Annotated in this window: 16 protein-coding genes; 14 read left to right on the top strand and 2 right to left on the bottom strand. The window is 39.8% G+C overall.

Annotation, left to right across the window (positions count from 1 at the left end; all coding sequences use genetic code 11):
* Nucleotides 1-84: 84 nt before the first annotated feature.
* Nucleotides 85-3,111 (bottom strand): aminotransferase class III-fold pyridoxal phosphate-dependent enzyme, encoded by a 3,027-nt coding sequence (locus tag MWU78_RS01720; protein WP_246994382.1) that lies wholly within the window; start codon nt 3,109-3,111, stop codon nt 85-87.
* Between the two features lie 195 nt (nt 3,112-3,306).
* Between MWU78_RS01720 and MWU78_RS01715 the strand changes: the two genes are divergently transcribed.
* The 11 genes from MWU78_RS01715 to MWU78_RS01665 all read left to right on the top strand — a co-directional run bounded on the left by MWU78_RS01715 (nt 3,307) and on the right by MWU78_RS01665 (nt 17,911).
* Nucleotides 3,307-4,569: a PQQ-dependent sugar dehydrogenase gene (locus MWU78_RS01715; protein WP_246994380.1), complete on the top strand. Its 1,263-nt coding sequence runs from the start codon at nt 3,307-3,309 to the stop codon at nt 4,567-4,569.
* A gap of 164 nt (nt 4,570-4,733) precedes the next feature.
* A complete protein-coding gene (locus MWU78_RS01710) occupies nt 4,734-5,429 on the top strand; it encodes a response regulator transcription factor (RefSeq protein WP_246994378.1) in 696 nt (231 codons plus the stop codon).
* 1 nt (nt 5,430) lies between these two features.
* Nucleotides 5,431-6,795, top strand: a complete 1,365-nt coding sequence (locus tag MWU78_RS01705; protein ID WP_246994376.1) for a sensor histidine kinase — start codon at nt 5,431-5,433, stop codon at nt 6,793-6,795.
* A 105-nt stretch (nt 6,796-6,900) separates the two neighbouring features.
* On the top strand, nt 6,901-7,386 hold the full coding sequence (locus MWU78_RS01700) for a hypothetical protein (protein WP_246994374.1): 486 nt from the start codon (nt 6,901-6,903) through the stop codon (nt 7,384-7,386).
* 80 nt (nt 7,387-7,466) lie between these two features.
* The gene (locus tag MWU78_RS01695) at nt 7,467-9,143 is read left to right on the top strand and encodes a SulP family inorganic anion transporter (RefSeq protein ID WP_246994372.1); all 1,677 of its coding nucleotides are present in this window, start codon (nt 7,467-7,469) and stop codon (nt 9,141-9,143) included.
* A 303-nt stretch (nt 9,144-9,446) separates the two neighbouring features.
* Nucleotides 9,447-9,809, top strand: coding sequence for a hypothetical protein (locus tag MWU78_RS01690; RefSeq protein WP_246994370.1), 363 nt, complete (start codon nt 9,447-9,449; stop codon nt 9,807-9,809).
* A 428-nt stretch (nt 9,810-10,237) separates the two neighbouring features.
* On the top strand, nt 10,238-10,894 hold the full coding sequence (locus MWU78_RS01685; RefSeq protein WP_246994368.1) for an alpha/beta hydrolase: 657 nt from the start codon (nt 10,238-10,240) through the stop codon (nt 10,892-10,894).
* Nucleotide 10,895: 1 nt separating this feature from the next.
* Nucleotides 10,896-11,522 carry a phosphoribosyltransferase family protein gene (locus MWU78_RS01680; protein WP_246994366.1) on the top strand — a complete coding sequence of 209 codons (627 nt, stop codon included), beginning with the start codon at nt 10,896-10,898 and terminating at the stop codon, nt 11,520-11,522.
* 1,210 nt (nt 11,523-12,732) lie between these two features.
* Nucleotides 12,733-15,717 (top strand): chemotaxis protein CheB, encoded by a 2,985-nt coding sequence (locus MWU78_RS01675; RefSeq protein WP_246994364.1) that lies wholly within the window; start codon nt 12,733-12,735, stop codon nt 15,715-15,717.
* Nucleotides 15,707-17,425: a PAS domain-containing sensor histidine kinase gene (locus MWU78_RS01670; protein ID WP_246994362.1), complete on the top strand. Its 1,719-nt coding sequence runs from the start codon at nt 15,707-15,709 to the stop codon at nt 17,423-17,425. The genes MWU78_RS01675 and MWU78_RS01670 overlap by 11 nt, the downstream gene beginning before the upstream one ends.
* A gap of 108 nt (nt 17,426-17,533) precedes the next feature.
* Nucleotides 17,534-17,911 (top strand): response regulator, encoded by a 378-nt coding sequence (locus MWU78_RS01665; protein ID WP_187582026.1) that lies wholly within the window; start codon nt 17,534-17,536, stop codon nt 17,909-17,911.
* Between the two features lie 216 nt (nt 17,912-18,127).
* On the opposite strand, the gene MWU78_RS01660 is transcribed toward MWU78_RS01665, so the two are convergent.
* Nucleotides 18,128-19,282, bottom strand: coding sequence for a hypothetical protein (locus MWU78_RS01660; RefSeq protein ID WP_246994360.1), 1,155 nt, complete (start codon nt 19,280-19,282; stop codon nt 18,128-18,130).
* A gap of 465 nt (nt 19,283-19,747) precedes the next feature.
* Here MWU78_RS01660 and MWU78_RS01655 point away from each other — a divergent pair, with 465 nt between their 5' ends.
* From MWU78_RS01655 to MWU78_RS01645, 3 genes are read left to right on the top strand one after another with little or no spacing between them, the layout of a single operon-like run.
* Entirely contained in the window at nt 19,748-20,761 is a 1,014-nt protein-coding gene (locus tag MWU78_RS01655) for a TRAP transporter substrate-binding protein (RefSeq protein ID WP_246994358.1), read from the top strand.
* Nucleotides 20,751-21,215 (top strand): TRAP transporter small permease subunit, encoded by a 465-nt coding sequence (locus MWU78_RS01650; protein WP_246994356.1) that lies wholly within the window; start codon nt 20,751-20,753, stop codon nt 21,213-21,215. The genes MWU78_RS01655 and MWU78_RS01650 overlap by 11 nt, the downstream gene beginning before the upstream one ends.
* Nucleotides 21,212-22,486 carry a TRAP transporter large permease gene (locus MWU78_RS01645; RefSeq protein ID WP_187582034.1) on the top strand — a complete coding sequence of 425 codons (1,275 nt, stop codon included), beginning with the start codon at nt 21,212-21,214 and terminating at the stop codon, nt 22,484-22,486. The genes MWU78_RS01650 and MWU78_RS01645 overlap by 4 nt, the downstream gene beginning before the upstream one ends.
* Nucleotides 22,487-22,535 lie beyond the last annotated feature (49 nt).

The raw sequence follows: 22,535 nt of genomic DNA, 5'->3' as shown, positions 1-22,535 counted from the left end.
TAGACAGTTATATTTTAAAATGAGGTCTCGACTGCGCTCGACCGGACAATAATCATGTATATAAGGATAATTACAGACAATTAGTTACAGTTTCATAAAATCTTCGCCCAAAATTTTTCCAAGGTAAAAAATTAGTTCGCCGGCATTTTCTTGGGTAAAGACCATAGGAGGTTTGATTTTTAATACGTTATGGTCCGGGCCGTCCGTGCTCATAAGGATACCGTGGTCCTTCATACGGTTGGCCAAATAATCGGTCTGGGCCGCCAAAGGCTCCATATTTTCATCCACCAACTCGATTCCCAAGAAAAGTCCCTGGCCCCTAACATCACCAATAATGGGAAACTTCTTCGCCAGATCTATTAGTTCCTTTTTTAGATAATTTCCAACCGCCAATGCATGTTCTTGTAGCTTCTCCCGTTTTACCACCCTCATGACCTCGGTACCTATGGCACAGGAAACCGGATTGCCCCCAAAGGTGTTGAAATACTCCATTCCATTGGCAAATCTTTCCGCTACTTCTTGGGTACAGGCCACAGCAGCCAGGGGATGTCCGTTGCCAAGGGGTTTCCCTACGGTCACGATATCGGGGACCACCCCGTGCAATTGGAAGCCCCAAAATGTAGTGCCCATGCGGCCACAGCCCACTTGCACCTCATCTGAAATACAGAGTCCGCCAGCTTCCCTAACGTATTGATAGGCCTTGGCCAAGAATCCCTCCGGCAATTCTATCTGTCCCCCACAGCTAATAATGGGTTCTATGATAAAGGCCCCTACTCCCCTTCCCTTGTCCAGTATAGTGTCTATCTGCTTTTTGACCTCCAAGGCATATTGTTCTCCCGTATCTTTCCCCCGGTACTTGCCCCTAAAGGCATCGGGAAGCGGAAAAATATGGGTGTGTTTCGGAGCGCCCTGGCCACCTTTGCCATCAAACTTATACGAACTGATATCGATGCACATATTGGTATTGCCATGGTAGCCCACCTCGGAGGCGATTATGTCGCGCTGCCCTGTAGCCGCCTTTACCATACGGATCGCCAACTCGTTGGCCTCACTGCCGGAATTAACAAAATGGAGTACACTTAATTCCGGTGGCAGGGTCTCCAACAGCTCCTTGGCCAGCTCATTTATATTTTCATGCAAATACCGACTATTGGTATTGATCAAGGCCATTTGTTCCTGTCCCGCCCTTACTACATCTGGATGTTCGTGCCCCACATGGGCCACATTGTTTACGGTATCCAGGTACTTTCTGCCGTATTGGTCCATTAGGTACTGCCCTGCACCCCGAACCATTTTAATGGGCACCTTGTACTGCAGGCTAAGACTTTTTCCCAAATGTTGTTTTCTATAGTCGATGATGTCTGCATTGGAGGTAGCTTGCCTTCCCTCCAGTCCCTTGGCCTGAAACAAAAGGTTGGGGTCCGGACAAAGGCTTTTCCATAAGTGGGTCTGACTGTAATACCCCACTCCGGGGAAATCAATCTTAAATTCGAGCATGGAAAGCATGATCTGAAAATGCAGATGCGGGGCCCAATTGCCGTTCTCCTCACAACTGCCCAGGACACCAATTTCATCACCTGCCCTTAATTGGGCGCCAAGATTATGGTGGATGGCACTGTCCACCGACAAATGTCCGTAAAGGGTATAAAACTCCAAGCCTTCCTCCCGGTGCCTTAAAATTACCAGTCCGCCGTATTCCTTGTTCCCCGCATCATTTACAGCGGTGACCACTTCCCCGTTAAAAAGGGCGTGTATCGGTGTTGCTGCCGGCAACCAAAAATCGACTCCCAAGTGAATGCTCCTACTCTCCCTCCCTTTGTTCCCTATCTTATCATAGGACGTAGTGGTGTAGAGAGGGCGGGGCTCAAGATAACCTCCTGCCAATATTTTGGAAGGGTGTTCTCCCTGCAGTTTATTAATTCTATACTGAAAATAGTCCAGATCATTAAAGTCCTTCTCATGCCCCAACCATTTACTGGACACACTAAGATCCAAGGGGTATACTGTGTTGGAACCGATAGTGGGAAAGAGTTTTCCCAGGGAAAGGGATCGCTTTTTGGCCCAGCCCGAGAATTCTTCTTCCTTGGGATGGGCGGTATATCCACATGCCCCCCTAAAACTAAAATGGGCAAAATCCGCATTGATGTCCCTCAATTTCCGGAGCAGTTCCCAGGCCGGTTCTTCGCTGATCAACAGATAGCTATTGTCCGGTTCCTCCTTTTTATTGATGGCCGATTTGGTTACGGAAATCACCAAGCGCATGGCGATGGCCATGTACAAATGTTCCAGTTCCGTTTCTTCCAAAGGAAAGGCATGGTGATAGCCCCATACAATGGGCAATGCGGCCTCCAACGGATCATTGTGCCCCATGATGGCATATGCACAGGCAACGGCCAGATCGTTGATGATCTGCGTATGGACCGAATCCCCGAAATCTATTGCGGAGACCACATGGGGATCGATCAGGTCCCCGGAAACAATAACATTGTTGTCGTTGGCGTCATTGTGTACCACTGCCTTGCGTAACTTGGAATAACCGGGCTGCGACTCTTTAAATTGATTCTGAAAATAGGAGATGACTTCTTTGTCCCCATTCTTAAAAAGGTCAAGATATTCTGTGGTCCAACTTCCCTGACTTATGTCCCAAACAAATTCCCGATGGGCCTCGGGATGGTCAAAACCTTGCAGGGCCTTGGTGAGTCTCCCACATTGTTCCCCCAAACTATAACGAAGATCATCCAATTGGGGATTTACCCCACTCCAGACCCTTCCTGATATCCAGGACAGAAGGCGTACCTTCCTGATCTGCCCATAATCGTCCTTGATCTCAGAAATCAGATTCCCCTGCCTATCCGGAACGACCTGGGGAGATGTTAGATCTTTGGCGTGTTCGCTGGCGTAGAGCAGCAATTTCTGTTGAAAGTCCAAATAATCCTCGTTCTCGTTGGGCCGGGAGACTTTCAAAATATACTGCTGTCCATCCGATGCATCGATCTTAAAATTAAAATCGATTTCCCCGGGCAATGGATTGGCCGTACCTTGAACATTAAAATTTTCAGCGGCGATTTTAACCGCCTGATCTGCAATTATTCTAATCTTGCTATATTCCATTTATTTTGACCTACACAATTGAACTCTCCCATGAACCAATAAACCAACTACCAAAATAAGGATAATATAGTCATGTGTCTTTGGACTTAAAAATAAAAATACTATGACAGATATGAGACTGTTTTTATTTTTCTCTTAAAAATAATATTGATATGCTATCTTTAGAGCTTTATCAAACTATACCAAAACATATTTATGAAAAACTTCATTTCCCGCACTTTAGCACCTTATTTGTCAATGATTGTTTTATTGGGCTTAACCACTCAATGCAAGGAGAAATCTCCACAAAAAACGGAACCTATCAATGAAACCGTTATAGAAATCCCCGAAGGATTTTCTATCGAAGTTGTAGCACAAGATTTGGGAAATCTAAGACATATGACCGTTTCCAAAAACGGAGATATTTACGCAAATAGGTCTAAACTAAAGGATGACAAGGCCATTGTTTTATTGAAGGATAACGACCAAGACGGAAAAATTGATGAAGAACAGCAATTTGGCCATCTCCCTGGGACCGGCATCTTGATTAAAGGCGATTACTTATACACCTCCTCAAATTCTGGTATCTATCGTTATAAATTAAATGGACAGGACGAAATTATTGATATTGATAATCCAGAGAATATCGTAGACGGACTAGCGGATAAGGGCCGTGACAATGCAAAATCGTTTGTAATGGACGATAATTCCAACTTGTATGTTACCATTGGCTCATGGAACGATTCCTGTCGTGAAGAAGGTACCGGAAACGGCATTATGCCCTGCGCTATCCTGGATTCTGCTGGAGGAATTTGGCAATTCAAAGCCGATAAACTAAATCAATCCTTATCCGATGGTAAGCGATATGCCACTGGGGTTAAAAATGCTGTAGCCACTGCTTGGAACTTTAAAACCAACACCTTATTTACTGCTGTTCATGGACGAGGTGCTTTCCATGATTTTTATCCGGATTACTATACCGCCAAGCACAGTGCAGAGCTTCCGGCCGAAACATTGTATGAATTACATGATGGTGATGATGCCGGATGGCCTTACATCTATTACGATCAGTTTAAGAAAAAGAAAATGCTAGCTCCTGAATATGGGGGCGATGGGGAAAAAACAGCAGGCGAAAACGCTATAGATCCCCTATTGGCATTCCCTGCCCATTTAGCTCCAAATGATATTCTTTTCTATACTGGAAATATGTTCCCTGAAAAATATAAAAATGGTGCTTTTATTGCTTTCCATGGTCAGTCCCCAGAGCTAAAAAAAGGCTATTTTGTGGCCTTTGTGCCCTTTAAGGATGGTAAACCCAATGGAAATTGGGAGATTTTTGCGGATAACTTTTCCGGAATCAACTTGGCAAATCCCAGTGGCCCCATACAGAATAGACCATGTGGTTTGGCACAGGGCCCCAATGGCGAGCTCTATGTAAGTGAAGATCTTAAAGGCACTATTTATAAAATATCTTTTTGATTGTTCACTAAAATATTTTAGATCTAAGACCATCAGTAATACATATTTATTAGGTTTTTATCTTAAATAATACCATAACACTGGCAGTTTTAAGAAAACCTTAGGATATTGAATACCCAATTATACACTATTTTCCCACCTTCAAAATATAATATAGTTAACCTATGCCCAAAAATATTCTGCTGATAGAGGATGAACAAAATGTAGCTGCGTTTATCAAAAAGGGGCTGGATGAATTGGGATTCGATGTTATGGTTGCCTACAATGGGAGCATAGGGTTAGAATTGTTGGGTCAGAAACAAATAGATTTGATCATCTTAGATTTAATTCTACCTGATGCCCATGGTTTGGACATATGTAAAAAAATCCGGGATTTAGGTTACGACGGGATACCAGTTTTAATGCTTAGTGCCTTGGGCACAACTGAAAACATTGTAGATGGTCTTGGTTCAGGGGCAGATGATTATCTAAAAAAACCTTTTAAATTCAAGGAACTAGTGGCTAGGATAAGGGCCTTGTCCAGAAGAATAAACCAAAATGCCGCAAATGCATTGCCAAAACTTAAAATTGCGGACCTTATAATGGACAGGGAGTCAAAAATCGTTAAAAAAGACGGCAAAGAGATTAAACTTACTTCAACAGAATTTAGACTTCTAGAGTATTTCCTCAAAAACCAGAACAAGGTACTTTCAAGAATCGACATTTTGGAAAGCGTATGGGACATAAGTTTTAATATGGGCACCAATGTAGTTGATGTTTATGTGAATTATCTAAGGAACAAAATAGATCGTGATGCCAACCATAAGCTGGTACATACGGTCATTGGAATGGGATATATAATGAAGGAGGCTTCCGAATAAGATGAAGATTAGAAGAAAAATATCACTCGCCTTTGTAGGACTTACCGCATTATTGCTTGTCGCAGTATTCTTTTCTATCTACTATTTTGCCCAGCGATATACAGATAGCGAATTTTATTTGCGATTGCGACAAAGAGCAACCATAGCAGCACAGGCATATTTGGAGGAAGATGAATTGAATGCCCCCATTTATGAGGATATTAGACTAAAGCATTTACAGCAACTTCCTAATGAAAAGGAAGTAATACTCAGCGTAAATATAAATGATAAAAAAGTTATCAATCCCTCGAATAACTTATTGTATTCCGGCTTCTATAAAAAGGTATTTAAAAATAGTTATGCGGAAATAAAAATAGATGACACTTATTACACCGGCATCTTATACGATGACAATGAAGGCGATTTTATAGTTGTTCTCTCGGCCATAGATTTATATGGAATGGCCAAAATGAAAAATCTCAAGAATATACTTATTACTACCTATATATTGAGTTTGATATTCTTATATGCCATAGGCCAATATTATGCCCAACAGGTATTGGAACCAATTGTGACCATAAACAAGAAAGTAAACTCTATAAGGGCAAAAAACTTACACCACCGCTTGGAGCCTGGAAAAAACAAAGATGAGTTGGCAGAATTGACCCATACTTTTAACGCTATGCTGGATAGGTTGGAAACTTCCTTCGAAATGCAGAGCAATTTTGTACATAACGCCTCCCACGAACTTAAAAATCCGTTGACTGCAATTATAGGTCAAACCGAAGTAACACTTCAAAAAGTTAGAACCGCTGAAGAATATATATCCAGTCTTGAGATTATAGAAACTGAAGCCTTAAAACTAAATAACCTGGTAAATGGACTACTGGAACTTGTCTACACGGAACATAGTAAAAAGGGTATTGTAATAGAGCCCATCCGAATTGATGAACTCTTGATAGGAATTAAGAATGATTTTGATAAAACGCACCCAGAAAATCGAATACACATTGATTTCTCCCAACTGCCGGACAAAGAGGATCTACTACTTGTAAACGGAAGTTTAAGTCTTATTAGGGTGGCCATTATTAATGTATTGGACAACGCTATAAAATTTTCGGGAAATGATATAGTTCATTTATGGATTAAGGCAAACAACTCCACAGTAGAAATAAAAGTTCACGATCTTGGAGTGGGCATACCCCAGGACGAAATGAAAAACATATATGAATTGTTTTTCCGAGGCTCCAACGTAAGGGGTGTGAAAGGCTTTGGCTTTGGTCTACCATTGTCCTACAAAATAATAAACCTTCATGGAGGTGATATAAATGTAACCTCTGAAATAAAAAAAGGAACCCTTGTAAAAATTACATTACCAAATAATTAAAGCGGAATTAAGGTAGAGTGCCTAATTCTAATCCCGTTCTAATGCCTTTATTATTTCCTTCTAATATGTTGCCATTATCCTTGCAGAAACATAATGGACAATATCATGAAAAAAATTCTAATTCCTACCGACTTTAGCGTAAAGTCACTCCTACTACTAGATGAAGTCACCAAACTCTATCAAGACGAAATAACCAATGTTATATTAATATATGGCTTTAGAGTGCCAACTCTGGAAACCGAACTTTTTCAATTTTCTTCCAGCAAGATAATTAGGAAACTGGCTAGGGTGGAGTTTCTTGAGGCCAAAGCCAATTTTGTAAACAAAAATTATTGCCGCATAAATTCAATATCCATAGAAGTGTTTACGGGTACCAATTCCTTTGCTTTTCAAAATTTCAGGGACCAGCATCAAATTCATGAGGCTATAATACCAGAAGGTGGCTTTCTTCAATTCTCTGGCACTTCATGTTTCGACCCTACTAAATACATTAAAAAAAATATTGCCAAGGTCCATCAGGTAAAGATGGAACAACAAGTTGTTGAAGAATATCAGAAAGGCTCATTTATCCACTCTTTATTAAAGATATGATTCATTTCCATTATATAAACACTCAGGCAATAAATAAATGGGTCAACACTGAATCCATATTATCATAAAAAACAAATAAAATGAAAAAGATACAATCCAAATATTTCAAATCTGACCTACAAGCTGGTCTTGTAGTTTCTTTAGTAGCCTTGCCACTCTGTCTCGGTATTGCATTGGCAAGTGGAGCACCATTATTTTCAGGTATCATTTCGGGTGTCATTGGGGGCATTGTTGTGGGTGGCCTCAGCAACTCTCAACTAAGTGTTAGCGGACCTGCCGCCGGCTTAACAGCAATTATACTGGCAGCCATAGGGACTTTGGGGTCCTTTCAGGTATTTTTGGTGGCCGGTGTCCTGGCAGGGTTTATTCAGCTTGCATTCGGATATGCCAAGGCAGGAATAATATCAAACTATCTTCCTTCCAATGTAATAGAGGGAATGCTGGCGGCTATTGGTATTATCATTATCCTAACCCAATTACCACACGCTATTGGTTATGATGCCATACACGAAGGAGACTACTTTTATATTGACAAAGCCGGTCAACACCAACTTTTTTCCACCATAATCGATGCTATTAATTTTATGCATATTGGGGCGGTAATCATTGTTTTGGCATCCCTTGCTACCCTTATCGCCTTTGATAAAATACCCTTTTTAAAGAAAATTAAGGCTGTTCCCGGAGCTTTGGGAGCGGTATTGGTAGGTGTAACAATCAACGAAATTTTTGTCCTCTCCGGTTCTCCCTTAGCTATTGGGGCCAATCATTTGGTGAGTCTTCCCGTACCTTCCAACTTATCTGAATTTTGGGGTCAGTTTACCATTCCTGACTTTTCCGAAATAACCAATATAAACGTTTGGATAGTTGCCTTTACCATTGCTGCAGTTGCAAGTATTGAAACATTGTTGTGTATAGAAGCTGCCGATAAGCTAGATCCCCTTAAGCGATATACTAACACCAATACCGAACTTAAGGCACAAGGTGTTGGCAACATAATAAGTAGCCTAATTGGGGGCCTTCCCATGACTTCCGTCATAGTTAGGACTTCTGCAAACATAAACTCCGGAGGACGCACCAAAACATCGGCAATTGCGCACGGATTATTTTTATTACTAGCGGTATTGGCCGCACCAATGATATTAAACAAAATTCCATTAGCCTCCTTGGCCGCAATATTAATCGTTATTGGTTTTAAACTGGCTAGTCCGCGCTTATTTAAACATATGTGGAAAAATGGAAAGAAATTTCAATTTATACCCTTCATTGTTACCATCATTGCCATAATAATGACTGATCTGTTAAAGGGAGTGGGCATAGGACTTATTGTAAGTATCTATTTTATATTAAGAGGTAATATAAAATTAGCATATTTCTTTAAAAGGGATGAACATATTAAGGGCGATACCATTCAAATTGAACTGGCTCAGGAAGTGTCGTTTTTAAACAAGGCAGCTATAAAACAAACCTTTGTGCATCTGCCTCAAAACAGTAATGTGGTGATTGATGCTTCCAATACCGTGTACATAGACCACGATGTTCTTGAAATGATCAAAGACTTTGTTAAAATTGGTTCCAAAGAAAAAAATATAGCAGTAGAACTTATAGGGTTTAGAAAGGTTTACAAAATTGAGAACTCGGCAACACACGTAACTTCGGTTATTCCAGAAAATGATATGCCATTGTCCCTCAATTTGATCCAAAGTGGCATCAAAGTACCTTCCAGCAAATTAAAAATAGGGGAATTAAGTACTATTTAGATGAATACATTTGCCAATGACATAATATAAAAGCTGGGGCCATTACCTTCCTCCATTGGCATATACTAAAGTCGCAACTCATTCAATAGACAGGGTTCATAAAATTGGAAAAAATTAAATCCCTTCAGACGTGGTTCTTTAGGGATTTAATTTGCCTTAAACTTGAGTTTATTTTACTCGCTCACATCCTGAGGAACCGTATTTTTAAGAAAATCTTAAGATGAAGGTTTATGGATTATTCACTATTTTTCCGCTGAAAAAATGCATTATCAATTAATTATTTTAAAAAAATCAACAATAGCTATGAAAAAAACTATCGCACTTCTTTCTATTTTTTGTTCATTAAACTTGGCTCAGGCCACAAATACACCAAAATTTGATGATATAGTAGTCGGTTCGGAATTAATGATCGGAAGTCCGTCATCCAATTTATATGAACATATAAAATTGCCCAGGATGAACTTTATCATAAAAAAAGGAGGCATACCCAATTACAAAACATTATTTAAAAGCAGAGTGGTCGTTTCCGACAAGAAGGAGTTGCCAGATGGCAGTATAGAAGTCTATTTAAAGCGTAAAAACGGAAAGCCATTTTTTAATAGCCACCGCCAAATAAAGGCTAAACTCAAGGAGGCAATAAATGCAAAGGAATTGGTAAAACTTTAAGCAGCTTCAAATTAGCTCAAGCCACCCTTAGTCATAGGTAAAGCCTTGCTAAGTATAAATTATTACTTAAGTCCAAAAACCCTTAATTCTAAGGGTTTTTTTATTTTGGATTTTTGGCCAACCGTATTAAAAATCTATGAGGCCCATCCCGAAACGTATCTTATCTTTATCCCCTTCAATATTTTAATTGAGCCATCGGCCTAGGGTTCTATATCCAAAATCCCAATGCATAAGTGCATATGACATAAATCATTGGATTCCTCTGATATTAGGTCTACTTTGTTAATTGATGGCCTTACCAACCCAATATAACTTACCATCCCAAGCAACATCTATTTGGCCAATCTAATTATAGGGCGAAAGTTAGGTAGGTTACAAATAATCCATAAAAATTTCCAAGGTGCCAGTCTCTTTAAAATAACAGCATTATGATAATACCAGAAATATATAATACCATTTCAATTCCATTAAATAACGTAATTTTAAAGGGACATTTGCACATCCCGGAAAATGCCAGGGGCTTGGTATTGTTTTCCCACGGCAGTGGTAGCAGTCGACTCAGTCCAAGGAACAATTACGTGGCAAACGTACTTCAACAAAGTGGGCTTGCTACCCTTTTGTTCGACTTATTAACGGAAAGTGAAGACGAAATCTATGAAACTCGCTTCAATATTGATCTATTGACCCAAAGATTAATTGAGGTAACAAAATGGGTACAGTCACAAAAAGAAACCCAGGGATTTTCCATAGGATATTTTGGGGCCAGTACGGGAGCAGCGTCTGCACTTAGAGCGGCCGCATTTTTTAAGCAAGATATAAAGGCCATCGTCTCTAGGGGCGGAAGACCAGATCTTGCCTTATCTGAAATACCTGAGGTTACCGCTCCAACCCTATTTATTGTTGGTGGGAAAGACGCGGCCGTCCTGGAACTGAATATCAAGGCCTATGCTAAAGTTGCCTGCAGACGAAAACTTGAAATAGTTCCAGGGGCAAGTCACCTTTTTGAAGAAGAAGGAAAGCTGGAAGAGGTTGCTCTACTTTCCGCAACTTGGTTTAGAAAATGTTTTACAACTAAAAAAGATTAAGATGTTTAAGGACAGAATTGACGCTGGAGAACAGCTTGCCAAAAAGCTAAGCTCATATAAAGACAAAGAAAATGTAGTGATTTTAGCAATTCCTCGCGGTGGATTACCCCTAGGAGCCATTGTTGCCAAATCCTTGAACGCTCAATTGGATGTTGCCCTTTCAAAAAAAATTGGGCATCCCTTCAACAAGGAATTTGCCATTGGGGCTGTAAGTCTCAACAATATTATCCTGGACGACAACATAGAGGTTTCAATCGACTATATCGAGAAAGAAAAGAAACGTCTTCGCGAAAAGCTCAAAAAAAGACAAGCACAATATTATAAGAATAGGTTTCCGATAGCCTTAAAGGACAAAATCGTAATCATTATTGACGATGGCATCGCCACAGGCAATACCATAAGGGTCACTGCACAACTGGTCTATGACCAAAAACCGGAAAAAATAATGATCGCCATACCAGTGGCTCCCAAATCAACAGTACAAAAATTAAGGGACGCTACTTATGTTGACGAAGTGGTGTGCTTGGAGACCCCCTTTAATTTTCAGGCTGTGGGACAATTTTACATGGATTTTGATCAGTTATCCGACGAAGAAGCCATCAAAATATTGGAAGATTTTAATTCCTAATCCACAATATATTGGTAAAGCAATGCCAATAATATTTATGAACCGCACTTTGTATTTTATATAATGGGCGTCAGAGTTGATTTTCACCCATCATATTAACCGGGTTCCAATACCCCAATTTATAAAACCTAAAAAAATTACTTAAACTGATCTAGGTCATTTTACATATGGGCAAGGTATCATAATTTAGCGATGTTCTTAAAAGTTAAACAGTTCTTTGAAAATATATAAAGAGGAATTTTAAATTGCAAAACTTAAGATTCCCAAGATACAGAAACGGTCAAGGGCACCCTTTATACCATTTGAATTGCGAACGGATCTAGTGATAGCTCCTATTAGGGATCAGTGTAAGAGGTCATTGGGCAGAATTGAAAGTTTCTTGGAAACCGGAACATCTAGGTGTTCCGGTTTCTTTAAAGCATTAAGACATTGGTCGCTATCATTGTAAGATGATAACGACCTTAGTAAAGGAATGGCCAAGGTTGGCCCCGTAATTGATCAATTATGGTGTTCTAGCAACAGAGTCACCTGAAAGCCCAATTATCGGCAAAAACGTAGTCCATTTCTTTATGGGAAACGGGAGGTTTCGGCCTCCTGTTTTTTTCTAAAATCATAAAATCTACAAACTTCTAAGCAGTAATGCCTTAGAGGTCATATAAAGGTATTGCGATTTTTTTCTTCTGTCATGCAAAAATCTAAACAACGTAGCTAGTACGTTCCAAATTGGATTTAGCTGACCAGGAGGAACTTAATTAAAATACCTGAAGGACCGGGATATCCAAGATATGTCGGTCCTTTTAAATTTAAATATCCTAGAAATAATGTATTATGTAATAATCCAAGACCATTCAATGGGCCCAATTAAGCCCGGATAATACATTCTACAAACCTTATTCCTTATTCTAAACTAATTATCCATCCTACAAGAATTATAAAAAAGTTCCATTTTGGAGCGATTTTGGAAATAGTAATCCTAAAAAAGTCAGCCTTTGAAATTAAAGGGTCCACGATACCATTTTTGATTGTCCTACATCCTATTTTAATAGCGTCCTCTGCACCAATCAGATTTCTTTGTATTTTTAACTTTTACGTCAAATCTCGGGCGGAATAAAGTGGATACTGACTTTAATCATTGAAGTAATCCACCTGCTTTAGTACATTTGGCTAACTTTGACAGTGATTGTTCCGCACAAGTGATCATTACAATACCATGACAAAACAAGAAGCGACCAATATTACTACGGCCAACAAAAAAAAAGCACCGCTAAAAAAGAAGGGGCCAAAAAAGGACAAGGAAAATAATTTCCTTATAGTGGGTATGGGAGCCTCCGCAGGTGGACTGGAGGCTTTCAAAGAGTTTTTTGATGCCATGCCGCCAACTTCTGGAATGGCTTTTGTATTGGTACAACATTTAGATCCTACCCATAAAAGTCTTATGGTTCAGTTACTAAAAAACCATACAAAAATGGAAGTAACCCAGGTTAGGGACAACACAAAGGTGCTCCCCAACCACGTTTATATAATACCACCCAACAAGGATATGGCCATTTTTCAAGGGGTATTGCACCTTATGGAGCCTATGGCCCCTAGAGGCTTTCGTAAACCAATAGATTTTTTCCTAAGATCTTTGGCCGAAGACCGGACCGATCGGGCCATCGGAATTATCTTATCCGGTACGGGAAGGGAAGGAACACTAAGCTTAAAGGACATAAAGGGAAAAGGAGGACTATCTATAGTGCAAGACCCCGAAACTGCCAAATATGACGGTATGCCAAGAAGTGCCATCGAAGCAGGGGTGGAAGATTTTGTGCTACCTGTTAAGAAAATGCCGGAAGTGCTCCTAAAATATGCCAAGAATCGGAAATTTGAACCAAAGGGAATTCCACTACAAGTTCAAACACCCCACCAGCTCTTAGAAAAGGTTTTTATCCTATTGCGCAATGAAACCGGTTGTAACTTTGCTGATTACAAAAGCAGTACCGTTGTTCGCCGTATTGAAAAACGAATGGCGCTCAATCAGATCGAAAAACTGGAAGACTATATAAAGTATCTTCAAACAAACCCAGAAGAAGTACAAAAGCTGTTTAAGGAACTTCTTATAGGGGTTACCAGTTTTTTTAGGGACAAGGAAATTTTTGACAGCCTTAAAGAAAAAGTTGTTAAAAAGATTATTGCCAACAAAAATGATGGGGATACCATCCGTTTGTGGGTCCCTGGATGCTCTACCGGGGAAGAAGCTTATTCCCTGGCCATTTTATTCGATGAGGTTATAAAAAATCAGCCCAAGGCCTTAAAGGTTCAAATATTTGCATCTGACTTGGACGAAAATGCCATTTATACCGCCCGACAGGGAATTTATCCAGAAACCATTGCCGTTGATATTGACCCCAATAGATTGTCCCATTATTTTCATGGGGACAAACATACCTATAGAATAAAAAAAGGGATCCGAGATCAAATCGTATTTGCGGAACACAATATCATAAAAGACCCGCCATTTTCGAAACTGGATATGATAAGTTGCAGGAATTTGCTTATTTATCTTAATTTGGAGGCACAAAAAAAGGTTTTTGCCATCTTCCATTATGCCCTGAATCCGGAAGGCATATTACTTCTGGGCAATTCGGAATCACTGGGCGAATATGCCCGATTCTTTGACGTATTGGATAGGAAACATAAAATTTTCAAATTCAAGGATGCCCAAAGGGCGGAGATGCCGGATATTGGACATCTTTTCCAAGAACCCATTCCCATAAAAACCGTAAACATACCTGCCCATAAGCGGGAATGGCAGTCCAGTTTGGCAAATATTACCTCAAAAGTATTGCTGGCCAACTATGCCCCCGCCTGCGCTATTATCAATTTCAAGGGCGATGCACTCTACTTTTCAGGGAATACGGGTAAATACCTACAACCCTCCCCTGGAGAGGCTAGACTGAACATTATTGACATGGCACGCGAAGGTCTTAAAAGCGATCTTAGCGCCCTCATTTCCACTAGTCGTAGGATCAAAAAAATGGAAGTCAAAAAAAATGTCCTAGTAAAAACCAATGGCACCCTACAAGCCATAAACCTAACGATCAGGCCCTTATCCCAATTGGATTCCAACATAGAATATTGGATGGTAACCTTTGAAGATGTGGATACCCCAACCGAGAAGCCAAAAGTTACCCTTGAAAAAAAACCAGAGGATATAACAGAAATTCAGGCATTGGAGCAGGAACTGACCGCTACCAAAGAGTATTTGCGTTCTACCATAGAACAATTGGAAATATCCAATGAAGAACTGAAATCCTCCAATGAAGAACTCCAATCCAGCAATGAGGAATTGCAGAGCACCAATGAGGAAATGGAAACCTCCAAAGAAGAATTACAAAGCGTAAACGAAGAAATAGTAACCGTAAATACGGAACTCCAAGGTAAAATAGACGAGTTGGCGAGGGCCTATGATGACATGAACAATTTACTTGCCAGTACCGAAATTGGAACTATTTTTTTAGATTCCGACCTAAAGATAAAACGGTTTACGCCTGCCATGTCCAAAATAATCAATCTTATTAATTCGGACGTAGGTAGACCTATAGACCATTTGTCCTCCAATCTCATCTACAACGGCATTATGAAGGATGCCCAGACCGTACTTAACAAATTAACCCCTTATAAAACAGCGGTAAAAAGTAGTGATGGTCTTTGGTACCATATGCAAATTATGCCCTATCGAACTTCCGAAAATGTCATTGCGGGTGTTGTTATAACTTTTGTGGACATTACCCAAGAAAAGAAGTTAGGGGAACAATTGCTCGACTTCAAAAAAGAGTACGAGCATATCCTGGAAATGACAAAAACCGTGGTCTATACCCAAAACGATCAGCTCATTTATACCAGTATGGCAAACATACATCCAGATTTTCAGTTTAGAAATATGATCGGAAAAAAAGATGGGGATTTCTTTTCCGAGGAGGATGCCAAAAAATTGGAAAATATAAAACGAAAAGTACTGAATACGGGTAAACCGGAAAGGGCCACATTAGAGTTAATAATAACTGGTGAAGCCCGGTTTTATGACCTGATGGTTCGCCCCATTAGCGAAGAACAAAGAGTAACGGGCGTAGCCTGTTCTTCCATTGATATTACAGATCTTGTCGCTGCTGAAAAAGAATTGGAAATCCTAAAAGACAAAAAAAATGGTCGATAAAGGTTCCCGTTCCAGCAACTTGCGTTCCAAAGCAGAGGCCAAGGTTAGTACAACACCCTCGGATCAATCGGAACTAACCGTGGACCAGGCCAAGGAACTAATGCACGAACTTGAAGTGCATCAGGTAGAGTTGGAAATGCAGAACCAAGAATTACGTGAAGCCCAGCATCACCTGGAGGACATTCGCGATCAATATACCGATCTATTCGATTTTGCTCCCATAGGCTATATCATATTAAATGAGAAGGGACAAATAGACAACATAAATCTTACCGCCTGTTCGCTGATGGCCATTAATAGAACCAAAATTATAAAAAGGCCACTATCCGCCTTTATGGAGGTAAACGAGGCTCACGTACTATTTATTAAATTGCAGGAAGCTTTCAAAAACGGTGTATTAAAGCCCTTTGAGCTGGAAATTAAACGCAACGATCGTGGTTCTTTTCCCGCACTTGTACAGGGCACCGTTACAAAAAACATAAAGGGGCAATTACAGTGTCGCCTATCCATGCAGGATATAACGGAGGTTAGACAAGCCAGGATTCTTCAACAACAACATAAGGCCCTTCAAAATGAGAAGGAAAAAATACAACAGTATTTGGATCTGGCCCCAGTTGTTTTTTTGCTAACAGACAAGGAACACAAAATTCAAATGATAAATCAAAAGGGTTGCAACCTTTTTGGATATGAAAGAGTGGAGCTTTTGGGTCAAAACTGGTTCGACTTCTTAATATATGAAGAAAATGGAGAAGAGGATGACCCAAGCCTAATCGATTTTGAACGCAAAATAAAATTATTGGCCCCGGAATTGGAGTGCAAAGTGAGGTGTAAAAACGGGGAAGAACTTATAATGTCTTGGCACAATACCACCTTATTGGGCAAGAATGGCGACCAAATAGGAATTTTAAGTGCAGGTGAGGACATTACAGTCCGAACAAAATTGGAAGAGGACAAACAGACCTATACCGATAATCTAGAATTAAAAATACAAGAACGCACCAAAGAGTTGATCAAAGCCTTGGAAGCGGAAAAAAGGATCAATGATTTAAAAAGTAACTTTATCACCATTGCTTCGCACGAATTGCGTACCCCCATTACCATTGTAATGTCGTCCATTATTTTAATAGAAAGATATAACAGCTTGGGGCAGTATGATAAATCCAACAAACATATTGCCCGAATTAAATCTTCCGTGGACCATTTTGTAAATATTTTGGATGATTTTTTATCCTTGCATCAGTTGGATAAGGGAATTATACAGATCAATAAGGAAGTCTTTGATTTGGAACCGTTTGTTCAAGAAATTATCGCCGATATGAAAGGCCTACTCAAAAAAGGCCAGCATATTGAATACCAGCATACGGGAACAAAAAAGCTGAATTTGGACCCAAAAATTTTAAGGAATATCATCCTTAACCTACTGTCCAACGCGTTGAAATACTCCAATGACCAAATAAACGTTAAAAGCAGTATTAGGTTGGATCATCTTAAAATAACCATTGAGGACCAAGGTTTGGGTATCCCCGAAGAAGACCAAGAAAATCTTTTTTCAAGTTTTTTTAGGGCCAGGAATGTAGAACATATACAGGGCACAGGCCTGGGACTTAGTATCGTTCAACGATATTTGGAATTGTTCGGAGGAAATATTAAATTTAAAAGTGTTTTGGGGAAGGGCAGCATTTTTACCATTATAATTCCTATTTCCTGAAACCTCTACAAAAATCGTTTTACCCTTATATGTAATTGGAATTTTATTGAAAAATTCACTACCTTAAGACTATCGCATTTACCAGTTCCCATAACCTATTAACAACCAATGGCTACTATTCTAATTGTTGAAGACAACAGTACCATACTTGAAAATACCTCTGAACTATTGGAGATGGAAGGTTATGCCGTAATAACTGCCACAAATGGTAAAGAAGGCTTTGAGAAAATTTTGAAATTCTTGCCAGACCTCATTATAAGTGATCTCTGGATGCCTGAAATGGGAGGATTTGAACTATTGAAAAAATTGGGATCCCATCCCGACCTTAAAAATATACCTTTGATTTTTTTCAGCGCCAGAAGTGAAAAAAAGGAAATCAAAAAAGGCATTGACTTGGGTGCCTATGACTTTATTGTAAAACCATCTGACCTTTCGGATCTCCTAGTCTCGATCAAAAATTGTTTACTAAGCAGAAAGCATATTTAAGTTGTAAAAGAATTTGCCTTTCCAAGCCTAATATAGCCCTTATAATCATCCAATTCCGTTGGTACATATTTAGGCTAAAGTCATGTTTTCGTATTCATAATTACCCTGTCCGAAAGAAAAAGGGTATGCCAGAAAAAAAAGGATCATACAATTGCCTTGGAGATTTTAATGGTAAAAGACTCAATGGCAGACTTGCCATAGGTAAATAGAGAAAAATTAATATCTATATAGGGCATTAATTTTGGAAAAGGGATTTGGCATATCCTCCTTTTCCAATAGATAGACCTTTCCTCCATTTAAAAACGTTTTCATGGCCGCCCTATTTAAGAGTGATACATTGGACGGAAGCAATTCTTTGTCCACTCTAACCAAATCTTTTTCAGGTTCATAAATTCCCCATATATCTTCATTTTTCTGTATGAACAAAGAATCTATTTTTCCTAGTATGGCCGCTGGAATAATTTGCTCTATATCTGAAGATGTTCTTGAAGTACCGTCAAACTTTTTAAAAATTTCTATTTTTTCGAGACGTTCCTTATCGAAAACGGGGCTCAACTTTTTCCATGCCAATTCCCGCAATTTGGACTCATCCGTTTCGGTAGGATCAAAAGAAATATGATCCGCCAAGAGATATTTGTAGGTATTTACCTTTTGATAAATTGGAAACAAATAATCTTGACAAGCAATAATCAAAGGCTTGCTTTCATTTTGAATCAAGGTCATCAGTCCCCTGTCCAAAGCAGAAAAATACCTCTCGATCTCATTCTTCCGATCTCGGTCTGCCTCTCCATGACCATGAAACGCAGCCGCTCCGTGACCTTCCTGCTGACTTCTGAACTGCAAGCTCTTCTGTTCATAATCATACCCTACCCTTTCCTCCATACGGCTCGGAATTTTATCTTCAATTTGTATTTCTGAGCTATAATAGCGTGTTTTCTTATACAATTTCACCTTTTCCAGTTGCAACCAAAGTAAAAAAAATGAATCGTCCCCTGTGAACATTGGCAATAAAGGTGTCAGATATAAACTGTTGGCCACGTGGTTAAAGGGCTTAAAAGAAATGGGAAGTGTGTATTTTTTAACGATTCCGTTGGTTAAAAAAAGTGCCAGTCCATTGGATTGGTGCCGCCAAAACTCCCCGTCATGAATCAGCTCTTGAATAGGGGCAATCAATTCTGCAATTTCCCTTTTACCCAAAGGTTCCTGCTCCAATTTAAGTTTAACTTCCTTTAAATGATTTTTTAGTAATTTGGCATCCTCTTGTTGTAATACCTCTTCCCCTTTTTGATGGGTAGGCATATAAATAGATATACAATGAACATTGCGAATGCTTTCTAAATCCTGTAACTCTTGTTTAGTTATGGTAGCCATTTTCCGATGTTTTTCTGGATTATTTATTTTCAAAACAAGGTAATGGTTGTTGGAAATTTTTGAAATGATTTAGGTCAGGAAAATGCACATTTTACAAATATGTTCCTTTAGATTTGGACCGCCCATTATAAATAAATACAATAAGTAACAATACATACCCCCAGGAATGATGCTGTCCGGATTTTTTCCTTTTTCCGCCCACTTAAATTTTTAGCAACACCCTTGGTCAATGGCAGTCTTGTTCTACATTTATATTTAACCTCCAACATAACAATCTTAACCTTAGGGTATCTAAATATCCAAATTAACCATTGGTATTTGTTACACGAAACCAAATGCCCCACCTCGATAAAACATAACGTAACCCGTGTTTTATACCGTTCCATAACAGCATCGCTCATCTTGCTGCAAATGTTAAATCAAAATAGCTATATTTAGAAAGAATAAGATATCTAGACCAACTCCATGAAAAATCCACTTCGGATGGCCTCTTTCTTTGCGACAATATTAGTGCCTATATTCTCCATATTCCTATTCAGCAGTTGCGAGCCTCAAAAAAAGGAACCCGAATTTTTAATGAGAGCCGCACTTTTGGTCAATGAAGACCATGCATGGTACAAGGCCTTCGCATATTTCGCAGAAATTGTGGAGGAACGCTCTACAGGCCGTATCAAGATAGAGATTTACCCTTCGGAACAGTTGGCCAAGGAAATTGAGGCCATTCGCCTAATACAGGCCGAGGTAATTGATATGACCACCACCGGATCTACCCTCACCAATTGGTTTGAGGTAGCTACCTTTTGCGAGTTGCCCTTTTTAATGAAGGATTCCACAGACATGAATCGCTATATTAATGGTCCTGTCGGCAAATTAATGGAAGAGGAAATGATCAAAAAGGCAGGATTACGCTCCCTGGGCCATTTTGAAAGAGGTCCGCGGCACTTAACATCGAATAGACCTATACGACATCCCGATGACCTAAAAGGTCTGATCGTTAGGGTTCCCAATGTACCAGCATTTGTAACAACATGGAGCGCACTTGGTGCCAAGCCCACCCCAATGGCCTTTTCCGAAGTATTTACCTCTTTGCAACAAGGCACAATAGAAGCTCAGGAAAATCCGTTCGCCATGATCCATAACGCCGGCTTCTCCGAAGTACAAAAATACCTTAACTTAACGGGTCATGTCATAAGTTGGGTGTACCCAGTTGTAGGCGAAAAGCAATTTCAAAAGCTTCCCGCAGACCTTCAAGAAATCGTGCTGCAGGCCGGCAAAGAAATGCAGGCCTACGAGCACCATCTCTATCTAGAAAACGAAAAGAATGTACAGGAAGAATTAAAGGCCCAGGGCATGAAATTTATAGAAGTAGATAAAGAAGCCTTTGCTAAAAAAAGTGAAAGGGCAATCTATGAAAGCCTCTCTCCTGAGATGCAGAAAATATACCACCAACTTAAAAAAGAAAAAGTCGATGCTAAATAAAACGGTCGGTCGCATCCTGAAAATTGGGACCTTACTAAGTACATGGGGCCTAATACTAACCGTCCTACTTCAGATAATTTGTCGTTTTACACCCTTCAACACCCCCCCTTGGACCGAGGAAGCTTCACGAATTTTCTTTATATATGCCATGTCTTTCGCTGCAGGTCTGGCCATGAAAAATGAATTTTACGTCCATCTGGATATGTTCTACAATCGTTTCCCGGAAAGATTTAAAAAAATATTAAACTTGGCGATACCCATAGTTACTTTGGTCCTATTTTTAGTCATGGCAATTTATTCTGTAAAGTTCATTCTATTGGGGATACCGGAAAAATCGCCAAGTATGGGCTTTAATATGGGCATAGCCTTTTTTAGCATGCTTATAATGTCGACATCCATTAGCTACTACCTCTGGAAAAAAATTAAAAGAACCATCAAAAATTCTAGACCATGATTTGGATACTCGTCATTGTTTTTATCGTTGGTCTAGTACTTCGCTTTCCTATTGCCTTCGCACTTGGGCTTGCCTGTCTAAGCTATTTAATCGTCAAAGGGGTGCCTTTGATTATTGTCCCCATGAAAATGTACTCGGGCATAGATGTCTTTGTTCTACTTAGTGTCCCTGGGTTCATCTTGGCAGGCAACTTGATGAACCGAGGTGGGCTAACGGAAAAAATCATAAAATTCTGCAACCATCTTTTAGGGCACATTCGTGGAGGACTTTCGTTGGTTAACATAGGAGCTTCCATGCTCTTTGCCGGAATTTCGGGTACTGCCATTTCGGATACGGCCAGTATGGGATCTATAATGATACCTGCCATGAAAAAAGAAGGATACGACACTGATTTTTCCTGTGCGGTTACCGCCGCCTCCTCAACAATTGGCCCTATAATTCCACCGAGTGTACCCATGATCATTGCAGCCACCTTGAGCGGCCTGTCTGTTGGCAAGTTGTTTTTGGCCGGGGCGCTTCCTGGCTTGTTATTGGGGGTTGGACTGTTGTTTACGGCTTATTTTATTTCCAAACGAAAAAAATATCCTAAACATAAACGCAGCAGTCTTAGGGATGTGGCACGCAGTTTTGTAGATACCTTTTGGTCGTTGTTGATGACCTTTATCATCCTTTATGGCATAGTAGGAGGCATCTTCACACCAACGGAGGCGTCAATTATTGCGGTGGTCTACGCCATGATCATTGGCAAATTCGTGTATAAGAAATTAAACTTAAAAAATACACAGGTCATTATCTTGGATAGTATGAAGACCTCGGCTTCACTAATGGTCTTGGTGGGTTTCGCCAACCTATTTGGTTATATATTGATTACTGAGCAAATTCCACAGAACATATCCAATGAAATCCTGGGCTTCTCCGACAATAAATATGTGGTCTTGTTGCTGATCAATCTGTTATTGATCATAGTGGGCACCTTTATGGAGACTATTGCGGCCTTGCTTATACTTTTTCCAATCTTGTTAAAGGTAGCTGTTGCCGTGGATGTGGATCCTATTCACTTTGCAGTAATCGCCGTCTTGAATTTAATTATAGGACTGACCACTCCTCCTGTGGGGGTCTGTCTTTTTGTGGCATCGAGTATTGGAAAAATTTCCATAGGGGAAGTTAGCAAGGCCGGTCTGCCTTTTCTTTTGGTAAGCTTTTTGGTCCTGATTTTGGTAACCTTGTTTCCGTGGTTCTCCCTAGCATTGCCAAACTTGTTTATCGATTAATTTATGACCAGTCCGTCAAGGTTTAAGCCCTGTTTGAAATTGCTCTAAA

The organism is Arenibacter sp. F26102 (genome assembly GCF_023015865.1).
In the GTDB taxonomy this organism is placed as follows: domain Bacteria; phylum Bacteroidota; class Bacteroidia; order Flavobacteriales; family Flavobacteriaceae; genus Arenibacter.
This window is presented reverse-complemented; position numbering and strand designations above follow the sequence as displayed.

Bases quoted from the DNA above. Each gene is read 5' to 3' on its own strand.
- MWU78_RS01720 (WP_246994382.1), bottom strand. From the start codon at position 3,111: ATGGAATATAGCAAGATTAGAATAATTGCAGATCAGGCGGTTAAAATC.
- MWU78_RS01715 (WP_246994380.1), top strand. From the start codon at position 3,307: ATGAAAAACTTCATTTCCCGCACTTTAGCACCTTATTTGTCAATGATT.
- MWU78_RS01710 (WP_246994378.1), top strand. From the start codon at position 4,734: ATGCCCAAAAATATTCTGCTGATAGAGGATGAACAAAATGTAGCTGCG.
- MWU78_RS01705 (WP_246994376.1), top strand. From the start codon at position 5,431: ATGAAGATTAGAAGAAAAATATCACTCGCCTTTGTAGGACTTACCGCA.
- MWU78_RS01700 (WP_246994374.1), top strand. From the start codon at position 6,901: ATGAAAAAAATTCTAATTCCTACCGACTTTAGCGTAAAGTCACTCCTA.
- MWU78_RS01695 (WP_246994372.1), top strand. From the start codon at position 7,467: ATGAAAAAGATACAATCCAAATATTTCAAATCTGACCTACAAGCTGGT.
- MWU78_RS01690 (WP_246994370.1), top strand. From the start codon at position 9,447: ATGAAAAAAACTATCGCACTTCTTTCTATTTTTTGTTCATTAAACTTG.
- MWU78_RS01685 (WP_246994368.1), top strand. From the start codon at position 10,238: ATGATAATACCAGAAATATATAATACCATTTCAATTCCATTAAATAAC.
- MWU78_RS01680 (WP_246994366.1), top strand. From the start codon at position 10,896: ATGTTTAAGGACAGAATTGACGCTGGAGAACAGCTTGCCAAAAAGCTA.
- MWU78_RS01675 (WP_246994364.1), top strand. From the start codon at position 12,733: ATGACAAAACAAGAAGCGACCAATATTACTACGGCCAACAAAAAAAAA.
- MWU78_RS01670 (WP_246994362.1), top strand. From the start codon at position 15,707: ATGGTCGATAAAGGTTCCCGTTCCAGCAACTTGCGTTCCAAAGCAGAG.
- MWU78_RS01665 (WP_187582026.1), top strand. From the start codon at position 17,534: ATGGCTACTATTCTAATTGTTGAAGACAACAGTACCATACTTGAAAAT.
- MWU78_RS01660 (WP_246994360.1), bottom strand. From the start codon at position 19,282: ATGGCTACCATAACTAAACAAGAGTTACAGGATTTAGAAAGCATTCGC.
- MWU78_RS01655 (WP_246994358.1), top strand. From the start codon at position 19,748: ATGAAAAATCCACTTCGGATGGCCTCTTTCTTTGCGACAATATTAGTG.
- MWU78_RS01650 (WP_246994356.1), top strand. From the start codon at position 20,751: ATGCTAAATAAAACGGTCGGTCGCATCCTGAAAATTGGGACCTTACTA.
- MWU78_RS01645 (WP_187582034.1), top strand. From the start codon at position 21,212: ATGATTTGGATACTCGTCATTGTTTTTATCGTTGGTCTAGTACTTCGC.